Raw genomic sequence first — 13,977 nt, forward strand, 5'->3', positions numbered from 1 at the left:
ATCCTTGCTATTTCAGTACGTGACATTCCATCCTCAAAATGAGAGACAGCCAAATAGCGTATGCGTAGTCTAGCGTTCGATGTGGAACGGATAAGTTGAGGGAAATTAATGTCCATATAGTACCTCCGAAAAGAGTTACCATTAGATCAGAAATTTAATCAAATTGGTATTAGTTGTCATTGTTCACCTCGTTAGTGATTGTACTCACTTAACTCAGTGTCCAAAACTTCTGGTGCGGATCACAAATCGGTAGACCACCACTATCCACGGCTAAGTGAATTTTGGTTGAGTTACCCCCGCGACTTTTTCCTATTTGCTCTGAGCTTTCAGTAGCTGCACCTGTACTATGTTGATGCGCTCGAACTATAGAGCCATCAAGAAAGACCCATTCAAAATCAGCCATGCTAGATAAGCTTTTGAAAAGATTATCTAAAAGCCCTTTCTTTGACCAAAGATTAAATCGTCTGTAAACGGTACTCCACTCTCCGAACTCAGAGGGTAGATCTCGCCAAGGAATACCTGTTCTCATTCGATAAAGTATTCCTTCAAATGTCATTCGATGTTCAGCTTTATCGTAAATACGACCTGTACTTTTCATTACTTGGAGTAGCAGTTTCCAGCGAATATCAGTTAGCATTGTTCTTGGCATGGTATTGGTTATGGTTTTACTTTTGGCAAAGCAAATTATAACTCTTTACCATGCTATTCAAAAAACACTCACGAAAGATCAACAGAGCTAATCATGGAGTTAAAAGATCAGATATGGTCTCAGCTCTTTTTGAGCAAGAAGCAGCAAAAGTCATGATATTCATCGGGGTGATTATAATGGCTGAACTGACGATGTCTATTGACGTTCTTAGTGCCTCTAACCAATCCGTTTATTAAAGCTAATTTTACTCTATTTTGAAATTAAGAAAGCAGCCCAAGTGGCTGCTTTCTTAATGGACAATGGGTTAGCTGTTTAATTAGCTAGCTGTTTCGTTGGTGATCTTAGCTTCGACTTGCCCAAGTGCGCGCTGGTACATACCCCATGCACATAGACCAGCAAGCACATTACCGACCATGGCTCCCCAAAATAGGCCTTCAATTCCGGCCAGTTGAGAGCCCGCCCACAAGCAAGGAAGGAAGAAGGCAAAGAGGCGTAGTGCTGATATCGTCAAGGCGGTGTAAGACTTACCTAATGCGTTCGAGATAGACACCATCAGCATACAGATCCCCAATGGCCCTAAGCTGATAGGCACGATCAGTAGGTGGTAGTTTAGAATGGTCGAGACTTCATTTTCGCTGGTCATCAGATCCGCCAGACCATTGGAGAATAACCATGTCACTAGAGCGATCACTAGCTGGAACCCTAATACGAATACTACCGAAATTTGCACGAGCTTACGTATGTTATCGAGCTTTTTCTCGCCTAACATGCGGCCAATCATCGGCGGCATCGACATGGTCAGAGCCAGTACTGCGACAATCGCAAAAAACTCAAAACGCGAGCCCAGCGCCCAAGCGGCAACCGCAGCTGTGCCGTAGCCAGCGAGTAACTTAGTGGCAAGCATTGAAGATATTGGTGGCAACAGTTGGCTAATCATCGCGGGGCCCATGATGTTACCAATCGATCGAACACTCTTGCCTATATCAAGGTCGTTCCAATCGAATGTCATCCAATGCTTCTTAGTCACTTTGGGAGCCACGATAAAGATACCTGCACCGAACGCCAAGATAGTCGCAATTGCTGCACCGTTGATACCCATGTCGAGCGTAAAGATGAAAATCGGATCCAGTATCAAGTTGAGGATGCTGGTCGCGATCATCATTGAACCGGGTAGCATAGTATTACCGTTGGCACGGCATACACTGTAGAAGAAGTAGAGCAGTGCGCCAGTCCAAGAACTGACTAGCCAATAGATCCAGTAAGAGTCAATGATCGGCAGTACCGTCGGTGGTGCATCAAGTAGCAGTAAAATAGGCTCGCGGAGCAGGTAGATGATCACAGAGAACAGTGCGACACTAACGCTACCCATCGCAATAACTAAGCCACCCAGTTGTTTGGCGTAACGTATATCGTTGGCTCCAATGGCTTTAGCGATGACCGCTGTCGTCGCGATGCCTAACCCAACCTGTATACCAATGATGATCATCTGTATTGGCAGCGTGAAGCCTTGAACAGCAAGAGGTAGTACGCCCAGCTGACCAATGAAGGCACTGTCTACAAGTTGGAAGCTCATTAGGGAAAGCACCCCAAATAGCATTGGCCATGTCATGGTATAGAGCTGTCGGCCAAGAGAAGGCGAAGGAGTTGCAGTGGTAGAGTTCATATCTGTTTTATCAGCCTTGATGATTGGCTTACTGTGTTGATAAACCGCTCAATGAAGAATTGGTTAAAGGATAACGTAAGGTTAGCCCGATACCAATAATTGTTAGCCGATATAGCCATATTTGCCTGGTTTGATTCGCGTTGAATTGGAATATTTTGTGTTGCAGATTTATAGAACCACCTCTCAAAACTTATTTATTTTATAGACTTATCGTTACGGCTTTAATGTAATTGCCAAACCTATAAACTACTATCGTTGGAGGGAAAAAATATTGCGAGTCAGCAAGCACAAATTTAACTGCATATTGGAGAGGGAACCTAAATATGCCGACGACAGAAGAAATTCAGATCAGCCAAGAGCAAGTTAGGAAGAACAAAGCGAAGGTACTCACCAAGATCAACCAGCAAGGTATCATGTCTCAGGGTTTTCGCTTAGTTAATGTCAAAGATTACCAACAGAAGTTACAAGCTTTGAAGCAGAAAGTGGAAAACTTCGATTACATGAATGCCGCCAACAAGCAGCAAGATCAGGTGATTCTCGACATCATGACTCAGAAAGAGAAGATCCATAACTATTTGGACGAATCATCGAGTCAGAAACTGGCAAACGGTAGTCTTGATTTTGGTTCGCGCAATCAGGTCGCCAATGCCACGCTCAAGAAGAAACAGCTTTTCATGATGTTTATGGAAACGGTCGAAGCGCAAGAGGCGCTCAGAGAGTTTGCAGTGCAAGTAGCATCGGTGTGTAACGGCACACTCAAACAACCGCCGGGTGCGTATTTAGGCGTCAAAGATTTCCACGGCGCATTGGATAAAATCACCAATCGAAAACGTCATTATGATATTGGCGATCTAAAAGATGCGGCGCGAATGACGATCGTATTCGAAACCATGGAAGATATGATCATTGCCAAAGCGATGATCATCCTGACCAAAGAGTTTGTCGAGCTGAAACATCATCAATCTGCGATGAAAGATCGCTACGGTACCAGCCAAGGTGACAACGCTAAATTCAACTGTGGGGCAACTGACGCTGGCTACAAAGACATTAAGTTCTTCTTAAAAATGGCCAACGGACACATTGGTGAGCTGCAACTCAATACCAAGAACATGATGGTGGCTAAGAAGAACGGTCACATCATCTATGACATCCTTCGCGACGGAGGCAACCTTGATAAAGCATTTACCATTACCAATAGCGAAATGCTTGCCAAGATAAGCCGTAACATGAGTGAAAAGTGGTTCACCTTTATGAATACTCGCGTGCCTAAAGCGAGAGATGACCTGCAGGCAGTTCAACAGCTTGTTGACCGCCTAAGAGCGAATCTAGGAAGAGGGCAGAACTCACTTCAAGTCAGTATGGAAGAGATAACCATACTGTCTCGCGTCAGCCTCTATATCTACGAGCAGGGCGATAACGCGAGAGCTTTGTTAGAGTAATGAAGCGATAGTTAGATCTGCGATTAAGTCCGGTTGTTTGACCGGACTTTTTTATTTCGACTCCGGTAACTTGGCGCTGTCATACCAGTCCAGCCTTTAAAGGCGCGGTTAAAATTACTCAAATCACTGTATCCAAGCTGCCAGCTGATCTCTTGAATTGACAGGTCGGTTTCATCGAGTAACTGTTTTGCTTTGATTTCTCGAACCTGTTCTTTAGCTTCTTTAAACAAGATGTTTTTACTCTTAAGGTTACGTTGCAGCGTTCGTTTGGTCATGCCGAGCATGGTCGAAAACCACTCGATGTTGAACCACGGCAAGGTCGCATACGTGTTAATCAGGGCTTGGACGGCTTGATGCCAATCTTGAGTCGTGTCTTGCTCAGAGATAGCACGATACCCATCCGGCAGGGGAATGGTGATCGCGCCATATTGCTGATCAAACTGAATATCAGAATTGAAGAAGTGCTTGGGCAATTTGCGTTCACGATTGTTTGTCGAGATTAGTTTCGCGTGTGATGGCTGCCATGCGCTTGCTATGAACTTACGACACAAGCTAATCACAGTTAGCGTGCGAAACCATTCTGATTGTTCAAAACCTGAGGTGGAAGGGTGATAGCAACTGCGATGACATAGCCACCACATCCCATCTCGTTTTTCTGTCCATATGGTGACGTGATTGCTTAAGGTAGATATCTCAGTAATCAAACAACGTATTGCCTGCTCAAGTGACGTGCATTGGTCAATCTTTCGGCTTAACTCTGGCGACAGTTGCTCTAGAGACGCTTTACGACCAACCTCAATCCCAATGGAATAGCCAAACTTACGCTCTAAGCCATGAATAAAGCGAATCAAGTCTTGAGTCGGTAGCCACTGGTTGGAGTGTGTTAGCTCAATGGGCAGTCCACATTCGATTGCAACCGAGCGCCAGTCAAGAGACCGTTTGTCACAGTATTGAATATAGGGCGCGATGTTACTGGTGGAGCTCAGCGGTATGTTAGTGGTGTTCGATGATGCTTTCTTAGTTTTCATAGCTTTCTGAGTTTGCTTTTAAATGTCACCAAATGACCTAATTAAGTGTAGCGCAACTCCATATACTTCTTCCAACCCAAATGAGGAGAAGAATATGAAACTAAAGCCCCTTGCTCCAATTGTCTCATCACTCACGATTTCATCGCTTGCTGTGTCATCACTTGCCTTTGCAGACATGGCTTTTGCAGAGAACCCAGTTGAAGCAGCACTGAAAGTCGAAGGCGCAGCAGTCACCCTTAAGGTGAAAGATGCTCAGCAATCTTTTACGCCTGCTTTTGTTGCATCAGCACGAGAAAACTTCAATAACTTCCATTGGCAAATGGGTGGTGACCACAGTGTTTACTACAACTTGCACATGAGTGAGTTCATGCCAACGGCGTTTGCTGCACCGAGCGAGAATTACAAGCCACTGGTTAAAAACATTGATCCACGCCTTGCCAAGCTGAAGGTAGAAACAGACACCAAAGGTGAGCTAACAATGGCTGATTACCTTGCTGATGAACAGTTCAGAACCCAAGGTTTCATGCTAATTCACAAAGGCGAGATCGTTTACGAAGCGTATCCGGGTATGAGCCCGACAGACAGTCACGTTTGGGCTTCAACGGCTAAAACTACGGTTGGTACGGTTGTCGCAATGCTGGTGGAAGAGGGCAAAGTCGACCCAGAAAAGAGCATCACTCACTATCTTCCAGAGTTGAAAGGGACCAACTGGGAAGCGATCACCGTACATCAGGTGCTCAATATGTCTACCGCGCTTGATAACGAAGAGGCGCTTGAATCGATCTTAAACCCAGATTCTGACGTTGTACGTTTCTTTGCCGCTTCATTCAACTCGCCAAGAGCCAAAACAGGTGAAATGGAAACATGGATGAATGTGGCTAAAGGCGCTCAGAAGATCGAAGGCGAGAAAGCGGGCGACCACTTCCGTTATGCGTCTATCAACACTATGGTACTGACCAAAATGGTGGAGAACATCGAAAACAAAACATGGACTCAAGTGTTTGAAGACCGAGTGTGGTCGAAAGTACATGCACGCCAATCGATGGAATTTAACCTAACGCCTGATGGCATGGCGATCGCCGTTGGCTTGGTTTCGACCACAGTCGAAGACATGGCGCGCTGGGGTACTCTGTTTACACCAAGCTGGAAAGCAGTAGCGGACGAGCCGGTTATCTCGCAAGCGGTGATTGATCGTATTCGCAACGGCGGCGATCCAAAAGCCTTTGTTGGTACCAGCAAAGAGAGCAGCTCACTGCATGCCTACAACGAAAAAGCCGATTACAACGCTTACCAATTCGACTTCATCTTCAATGACGGTGCAATGTCGAAAAGTGGCAACCTTGGTCAGTTCATTTACATCGACCCAGAGCGTGATTTTGTTGGCGTGATGTTCTCGAACAACCCTTACCACTCTGGTTTTGGTGAGAATAAAGGCCCGGCTCTGATGCGCTCTGCGGCTAAGTTGCTGAATGACAAGTAATGTCTGCTGCTGAGCAAGCTAAAAACTAGAAACAACTGCCAATAAAGAAAAAGCCAGTCGCAATGACTGGCTTTGTAGACTCAATTTTTCGGTGTTTCTATTTGGGTGGCTAAGCGCTATTTATTCGCTACGTTACCTAGCTTCAACCAAGTATCGATAACCGTATCTGGGTTGAGTGAAACAGAGCTGATGCCTTGTTCCATTAACCACTCCGCTAGATCATCATGGTCAGATGGGCCTTGACCACAAATACCCACGTACTTACCCGCTTTGGTTGCCGCGTCGATAGCCATTTTCAGCATCGCTTTCACAGCAGGGTTACGCTCATCGAATAGGTGTGCAACGTCACCTGAATCTCGATCTAGGCCAAGCGTCAGCTGTGTCATGTCGTTCGAACCGATAGAGAAGCCATCGAAGTACTTCAAGAACTCTTCAGCCAAAATTGCATTCGATGGTAGTTCACACATCATGATGACTTTCAGACCTTGGTCGCCACGGCGAAGGTCGAACTTAGCCAGAATGTCGATAACTGATGCCGCTTCGCTTGGAGTACGAACGAATGGAATCATGATTTCTACGTTCTTAAGACCCATTTCGTTGCGAACGCGTTTGATCGCTTGAGTCTCTAGCTCGAAACAGTTTTCGAATACTGGTGAGATGTAACGAGATGCGCCACGGAATCCCAGCATTGGGTTCTCTTCATGCGGTTCAAACGTTTTACCGCCGACTAGGTTGTTGTACTCGTTCGACTTAAAGTCAGACATACGTACGATCACACGCTTAGGCCAGAATGCAGACGCGATCGTCGCGATGCCTTCTGTCAGCTTGCTTACGTAGAAATCGATTGGATCTTTGTAGCCGCGAATACGTTCGCTGATTTCTGCTTTTAGCTCATCAGTTTGTGCATCGAAGTTCAATAGGGCTTTCGGGTGTATGCCGATCATCTTGTTGATGATGAACTCTAATCGAGCAAGACCAACACCTTCGTTTGGAATCTGTGCAAAGTCGAATGCGCGATCTGGGTTACCCACGTTCATCATAACTTTGGTTGGTAGCATTGGTAGCTCATCAACCTCAGAACGTTTGATCTCGAAGTCGAGCTCGCCCTGGTAAACGTAGCCTGTTTCACCTTCAGAACATGACACTGTCACGGTGTCACCGTCGTTTAGGTTACTTGTCGCTGTACCACAACCAACGATTGCTGGAATGCCTAGTTCACGAGCGATGATTGCTGCGTGACAAGTACGGCCACCACGGTTAGTGACAATCGCAGAGGCTTTCTTCATCACAGGTTCCCAGTCTGGGTCTGTCATGTCTGTTACCAGTACATCTCCTTCTTGCACCAGTGACATTTGGTCTAGTGAGTCAACCAAACGAACTGGGCCTGAGCCGATACGTTGACCGATAGCGCGGCCTTCAACTAACACATCGGCCTTGTTGTTTAGCTCGTAACGCTCGATTACGTTTTGGTCGCTTTGAGAACATACTGTCTCTGGGCGAGCTTGAACAATGTATAGCTTGCCGTCGATACCATCTTTCGCCCACTCAATATCCATCGGACGTTGGTAGTGCTTCTCAATGATCATCGCTTGTTTTGCTACTTCTTTGATCTCTTCATCGTTCAGTGAGAACTCGTTACGCTCTTGCGTATCGGTGTCGATGATATCAACTTGTTTGCCAATCTCTTGGTTGGTTGAGTAGATCATCTTGATCAGCTTAGAACCAAACGTCTTCTTAACGATTGGGTAGTGACCTGCTTCTAGCATTGGCTTGTGAACGTAGAATTCATCTGGGTTCACAGCGCCCTGTACCACCATTTCGCCTAGACCCCAAGAAGACGTGATGAACACGACTTGGTCGAAGCCAGACTCTGTATCAAGCGTAAACATCACGCCTGAAGAGGCTTTGTCTGAGCGAACCATGCGTTGAATACCCGCAGACAATGAAATACCGCGGTGGTCAAAGCCTTGATGTACACGGTAAGAGATTGCGCGGTCGTTAAACAGAGAAGCGTAAACGTGCTTGGTTGCTTCTAGCACAGCGTCGATGCCTTTCACGTTAAGGAAGGTCTCTTGCTGGCCTGCGAAAGAAGCGTCCGGAAGATCTTCTGCCGTTGCAGAAGAACGTACAGCTACAGACAATTCTTCGTTGTCTTCGATTAGCTCGCGGTAGTTATTACGGATGTCTTGCTCTAGTGATTCTGGGAAGGGGGCGTCTAGAACCCATTGTCGAATCGTTGCACCTGTCTTACGCAGTGCGTCAACGTCTTCAACATCAAGTTCATCAAGTAGTTGGTGGATGCGCTCATCAAGACCTTTGTAGTCAAGAAAGTCGTTAAACGCATACGAAGTGGTAGCAAAACCATTAGGCACAGAAACACCAGCATTGGATAGGTTAGAAACCATCTCGCCCAGTGAGGCGTTCTTACCGCCGACTTTGTCGACATCTTCCATGGATAGGCCATTGAACCATAGGGTATTATTTTGCATTTATTTCTCCAGAAACATAGCAAGCATTGTAGGGATTTAAAGGCAAACGATTACGTATCAGCTTAAAAAATGTAAATTATTTTTTAAAGCTGCGGGGTACGTAATAGTCAGCAGGGTTTTGTTATATATATTATGGTTCCCATCCTACTTAAAATAATTTTAAACATTAAATAAAAAATGCAAATTGATATTCAAAGTCGTGATGTATTCTATGTTTCTGATGGAACGGCCATAACATGTGAGACTTTAGGGCATGTTGTTCTAGGGCAATTCCCTTTCAAAGCCAATGAAAAAACCTTTCCGTTTGTGGAAAGTGAGGACAAACTTTCTGATTTATTAAAAGAGATCGAAATTTCGTATCGTGACAATGGAGTCGAACCATTAGTGTTCTTTTCAATCGTGATTCCAGATATTAAGGCTAAGCTGCTTGAAGCGCCTGCGCACTGTTATGACGTGCTGGAAAGTATCGTTCAGAAGGTTCAGGATGATATTCAGATGGCACCTGTGCCTAAACTGCAACGTTCACGCAGTGTAAACAAAGATTCGGTCAAGTATTTCGACCGTATTGCTGCGATTGAATACACACTCGCACACGATGATGGCATCACGCTTAAAGGGCTGGAAGAAGCCGACATCATCTTGTTAGGTGTATCTCGAAGCGGTAAAACCCCAACAAGCTTGTATATGGCGATGCAGTTTGGCTTACGCGTAGCGAACTATCCATTTATCCATGACGATTTAGCACGCTTGAAGCTGCTGCCTGAGTTTGAGATTTACCGACACAAGTTGTTTGGTTTAACGATTGACGCAGAAAGGCTGACTGAGATTCGTGAGAACCGTTTAGCGGGCAGTGAATACGCGAGTGATTCGCAATGTTTGTATGAGCTACAAACCGTAGAGGCGATGTTCCGCAGAGAGGCTGTGCCGTACATCAATACCTCATCGTTATCGGTTGAAGAGATTTCAACGCGAATCTTAGAGCGAACTGGCTTGAGACGCCGGTTGCTTTAGCGTGTTATCGACGATACCTAAATTGTGATTTCATTGCGTCTGTTATAAGGAGCAGTGAAGTCGCTTTTTCTGTTATTTATATCTGCTACATCCAACCTTCCCCTCTCTCATTGTTAGCTCTTTCCTCTAAAATACTTATGAAAAAATAGCTTATTTCTTTGACTATTTACCGGATGTGTACCTATTGTTTAGAGAACGGTTAACTAAATAACCAATAATTATTACAAATACATACGTCAGTTCATCAACAGGTTAGGGAAAACAGTTTATGAATATATCAGAGCTTACTATTCGCAGTAGGTTACTTTTCGGTAATGTCATCACGGTAAGCATTTTAGTTACGCTGTGCGTCGTCGTGTGGAATTCGATTAAAACGTTGAATAGCACCGATGCAATGGTTACGCATACCTACCAGGTGATTGATCAATCCAATCGCTTAGTTAATTCGATGGTCGACCAAGAGACAGGCTTGCGAGGTTATGCGATCGGTGGCCAGGAAGAGTATCTAGAACCTTACCATGCAGGTAAGCAGGCTTTTGAAGAGAGCTTATCGACAGTCAAAATGCTCACTAGTGACAACCCTGCTCAGCAACAACGATTTGATGAAGTAAATCGAGCAGCTATGGAATGGCAGAAGTATGCTCAAGAAGTTATTGTTTTACGTAAGAGTATCCATGATGGACAGGCTTACGTTAACCAACTCCAAGCATTGATCGCGAGTGGTGTCGGTAAAGAGAAAATGGATAACCTGCGAGCTGAGATTGCTACAGGGCGTTACCTAAATGGCGAGGCTCTTATTAATCACATGGTAAACATGGAAACAGGTTTACGTGGATTTATGCTAAATCGTGAAGAAGCTTTTTTAGAACCTTACCATCAAGGCAAATCGAAAGTTGATAAGCAGCTAGCGTCTATGGGGAATAGCCAACTATCGCGTGATATTCAATCATGGATTGACGATTATGCATCGAGCGCGATTACATTGGTGCGTGAATCCAACCGATTTAGTTCCATTGATGAACTTTACGTTAAGCTTGCCAAAAAGCAGGGCAAGCAATATATGGATGGCTTGCGTAATAAAGTGGCTGAAATCATTAACGTCGAGCAAGTACTCATGGTAGAAAGAAAAGAGGCAGCAAGCTCAGCCTCCGATTTAGCTCTGATGGTACTCGTTGTTGGTGGTGTATCTTCAGTCGTATTCTGTTTCGGTTTCGGTGCTTTGATCTCTCGAAATATCACCTCACAGATAAACTACGTTATCGGTGTCGCTAAGCAACTAGCGAAAGGGGATCTCACCGTAAATATTGAAAAAGGTGCGAAGAATGAAATTGGAGAGTTAACCAACGCGTTGAAAGCAACCGCAGAAAGCTTAAAAACAATCATTGGCAACATGATGGTTGCAAGTGAACGATTGAGTAGTTCATCAACTCAGCTCACCAATATTACGGTGACTACGAATAGCGGTGCAAATGAGCAAATGTTGATGACAGATCAAGTTGCTGTTGCGATGAACCAGATGTCTATATCCGTTCAAGAAGTCGCAAGAAATGCTGTTGATACTGCTCAATCAGCAAGTGAAGCGAGTGAGGAAGCGATGCAAGGTTTGACCGTAGTGCAAGAGACAACGATGAGCATTAATTCTTTGGAGTCTGAGATCGAAAGCACGATGGATCGTCTTGAAGATCTTTCCCGTGAAGCCACCAATATTGGCGGTATTCTTGATGTGATATTAGATATTGCCGCTCAAACTAACTTGCTTGCATTAAATGCAGCTATTGAGGCTGCGAGAGCGGGAGAGCAAGGAAAAGGCTTTGCTGTTGTCGCTGATGAAGTGCGAAGTCTTGCTCAACGAACACAAGATTCGACCTCTGAGATACAAGGCTTAATTGAGCGCTTACAGCTTGGGACGAAAGATGTAGTGAACAGCATGCAGAAAAGCAGTGATATTGCCAAGATGAGTGTAGAGAATGCTGAGAAATCAGGGCAAGCTTTTGATGTTATTACTCGTTCCATTAATAGTATCTCTGATATGAGTACGCAGAGTGCCAGTGCCTCAGAAGAGCAGAGTGTCACGGTAGAACAGATTAATCAGAATGTAGTGAATGTTAGCCGTATTACTAAAGAGAGCGTTGTGGGTGCTGAACAAACGGTAGAGTCGAGCCAAGAACTAGTGAACTTATCGGAACAACTTCAGAACATTGTTGGTCAATTTAAAGTGAAGAATGTCAGCTGAGAAAACCGTGAAGGAGCTAGAGTGTTTAAACCAGCACAAGAAGTGAAATATCCAGCATTTACTCAATGATATGAGGTGACTTCACTTCACTCACTTTCAGAAAGGAAAAAGCAGCCTTGATGCATGTTTGTATCGAGGCTGCCTTGTTTCTAGCGTGTACTTTAGTCTCTAAGCTACTATGTCACTTTAGCTGAGACGACTAACGCAGTAAGCTGATATCGAGCACTTTGCTTTTGTTCTCCATCCAGCGGTTCAAGTCATGTGGCCACTCTATTGTCGCCTCTGCGTAGAAGCCACGAAGCATCGAGAAATACACTGCTTGGTCGATAAGAGGCTGTGATGACTCACCATTCTCTAGATCCAGTAAGAGCTCGGCATCTTTCAGTAATGGGTTAATCAGTTGAACGAACTGAGGTGTCTTTTCTAAGAGCTCTTGAAAGTTAAAACCTTCAGTCTCTTTACTGGCACGCCAAGCTTCTTTGGCTCCTGGAGAGCGATATTCAGCCAAGTCGAGGTTACACCAGCGTGGGCGTCCAATCTGTTGAGTTAGCGGGAATGCGCGAGCTTGGAACAGAGTGACTTGCTCTGATGGCACACGCTGCTCATCGCTTGATTTCAAATCCAAGAAGTACGCGATGATATCTAAGCTCTCTGCCATGATAGAGCCGTCGTCTTTTTGCAATACCGGCACCATCTTTTTACCGATAAGGTCGATCAGGGTTTGGGCGTCATCATAATCCACTGAAACGAGATCGATGTTCAAGTCTAGAGATTGAGCGATGTAGGCAACTCGTGCACAGAAAGGACAGTGGTCATAAATATAGAGCTTCATAGCTTCCCTCAGTTTCTGGTGATTCTTTATATAAGACAATGCTAATGTAGCATAGTTCTCAGCTGACAATAAGTCGTTGCTATCAAGAACCTTTGATTTATGCGGCTAACGGCTGATTATTGTCGTGTGTCTATCGGATAATGATGTTACCTGCGATGCTATTTATCGGCTGGATAAACGACACCAACTTGTTGACGCATCTCTGTAATTAACTTGGCAACGGTTAAAGCTCGCAGCTTGGATTGAGCTTGAGTTTCTTTATCGCCCCCAATACAACCTGCAAAAGCTTGTGCTTCGTAACTCATTGAGTTTTCGCTCTGTGCTTGAGTGAGGTTTTCAATGCTGCCATCACGGTAGCGGATCTTAACGTCGGTGCATTCTGCAATGTGATCGATGATGATCGCTCCCTGTTCACCTTGGATCTCGCTTGGTGCGTAAGAGTCGCTGACTTTAGAGTGCGTTAGAGTTACGTCAAACTCAGGGTATTGGAAGATCGCACAGCCATGCGCATCCACCCCGGATTCAAGCAACTTTGCAGAAGCGTGAGCATTATCAGGCTTACCAAATAGAGCGACAATCGCGGCTACGCAGTAGAAGCCAATATCGACTAGTGAACCATTAGAGAAAGCCGGGTTGAATGTGTTTGGGTTCTCGCCGTTAAGGTATTTCTGGTAACGCGATGAATACTGACAGTAGTTGATGTGCGCTTTATGTACCTTGCCGATCTTTTCTAGGCCGAGTTGGACTTGCTTAAAGTTTGGTAGGAATTGAGATTTATACGCCTCGAACAACACCACACCGTTTTTCTGAGCGACCTCAAACATGCGCTTGGCTTCAACGATATTGGATGCAACCGGCTTTTCACAGATGACATGCTTTCCGTGTTCCATCATCAGGATCGCTTGTTCGCAATGCAAAGAGTTTGGTGAAGCAATGTACACCGCTTTAATCTTGTTATTGTTTGCTAGCGTGTCGAGTGAGTCATAAGTGGTTTGCACATCAAACGCTTGCGCGAACTGTGCCGCATTGTCTAAGCTTCGTGAATAAACGGCAGCAAGTTTCATCGACTGAGACTCATGCGCCGCCTCTACGAACTTTTGTGTGATCCAATTGGTTCCGATTACCGCGAACTTAATCATATAGCCATCCAATA

10 protein-coding genes and 1 pseudogene are annotated in these 13,977 nt (G+C 45.0%); 5 read left to right on the forward strand and 6 right to left on the reverse strand.

Annotated features, from left to right (window positions below; translation table 11 throughout):
- Positions 1–244: 244 nt before the first annotated feature.
- Positions 245–649, reverse strand: a pseudogene (locus tag Q1A70_RS10270) (IS5 family transposase); the annotation flags it as partial.
- A 113-nt stretch (positions 650–762) separates the two neighbouring features.
- Between Q1A70_RS10270 and Q1A70_RS10275 the strand changes: the two are divergent.
- Positions 763–885 (forward strand): hypothetical protein, encoded by a 123-nt coding sequence (locus Q1A70_RS10275; protein ID WP_299690314.1) that lies wholly within the window; start codon positions 763–765, stop codon positions 883–885.
- 80 nt (positions 886–965) lie between these two features.
- On the opposite strand, the gene Q1A70_RS10280 is transcribed toward Q1A70_RS10275, so the two are convergent.
- Positions 966–2,312, reverse strand: a complete 1,347-nt coding sequence (locus tag Q1A70_RS10280) for an MATE family efflux transporter (protein ID WP_299690317.1) — start codon at positions 2,310–2,312, stop codon at positions 966–968.
- Positions 2,313–2,635: 323 nt separating this feature from the next.
- Here Q1A70_RS10280 and Q1A70_RS10285 point away from each other — a divergent pair, with 323 nt between their 5' ends.
- A complete protein-coding gene (locus Q1A70_RS10285; protein WP_299690320.1) occupies positions 2,636–3,751 on the forward strand; it encodes a hypothetical protein in 1,116 nt (371 codons plus the stop codon).
- A gap of 23 nt (positions 3,752–3,774) precedes the next feature.
- Here the strand turns inward: Q1A70_RS10285 and Q1A70_RS10290 are convergent, their stop codons facing one another.
- Positions 3,775–4,779 carry an AraC family transcriptional regulator gene (locus Q1A70_RS10290; RefSeq protein ID WP_299690322.1) on the reverse strand — a complete coding sequence of 335 codons (1,005 nt, stop codon included), beginning with the start codon at positions 4,777–4,779 and terminating at the stop codon, positions 3,775–3,777.
- A gap of 94 nt (positions 4,780–4,873) precedes the next feature.
- Between Q1A70_RS10290 and Q1A70_RS10295 the strand changes: the two genes are divergently transcribed.
- Positions 4,874–6,259 (forward strand): serine hydrolase domain-containing protein, encoded by a 1,386-nt coding sequence (locus tag Q1A70_RS10295; protein ID WP_299690325.1) that lies wholly within the window; start codon positions 4,874–4,876, stop codon positions 6,257–6,259.
- 116 nt (positions 6,260–6,375) lie between these two features.
- Here the strand turns inward: Q1A70_RS10295 and ppsA are convergent, their stop codons facing one another.
- Entirely contained in the window at positions 6,376–8,748 is a 2,373-nt protein-coding gene (gene ppsA, locus Q1A70_RS10300; RefSeq protein ID WP_299690328.1) for a phosphoenolpyruvate synthase, read from the reverse strand.
- 177 nt (positions 8,749–8,925) lie between these two features.
- On the opposite strand from ppsA, the gene Q1A70_RS10305 reads away from it, so the two are divergent.
- Both Q1A70_RS10305 and Q1A70_RS10310 read left to right on the forward strand, forming a co-directional pair.
- Positions 8,926–9,759 (forward strand): pyruvate, water dikinase regulatory protein, encoded by an 834-nt coding sequence (locus tag Q1A70_RS10305; protein ID WP_116870933.1) that lies wholly within the window; start codon positions 8,926–8,928, stop codon positions 9,757–9,759.
- Positions 9,760–10,027: 268 nt separating this feature from the next.
- On the forward strand, positions 10,028–11,992 hold the full coding sequence (locus Q1A70_RS10310; RefSeq protein WP_146492703.1) for a CHASE3 domain-containing protein: 1,965 nt from the start codon (positions 10,028–10,030) through the stop codon (positions 11,990–11,992).
- Positions 11,993–12,191: 199 nt separating this feature from the next.
- Here Q1A70_RS10310 and grxB read toward each other — a convergent pair whose 3' ends face one another.
- Complete coding sequence (gene grxB, locus Q1A70_RS10315) at positions 12,192–12,824, reverse strand: glutaredoxin 2 (RefSeq protein WP_299690343.1); 633 nt, start codon at positions 12,822–12,824, stop codon at positions 12,192–12,194.
- Positions 12,825–12,982: 158 nt separating this feature from the next.
- Complete coding sequence (locus Q1A70_RS10320; protein ID WP_299690346.1) at positions 12,983–13,963, reverse strand: Gfo/Idh/MocA family oxidoreductase; 981 nt, start codon at positions 13,961–13,963, stop codon at positions 12,983–12,985.
- Between the last annotated feature and the right edge of the window lie 14 nt (positions 13,964–13,977).

It is taken from the genome of uncultured Vibrio sp. (assembly GCF_947488985.1).
Taxonomy (GTDB): Bacteria; Pseudomonadota; Gammaproteobacteria; order Enterobacterales; family Vibrionaceae; genus Vibrio.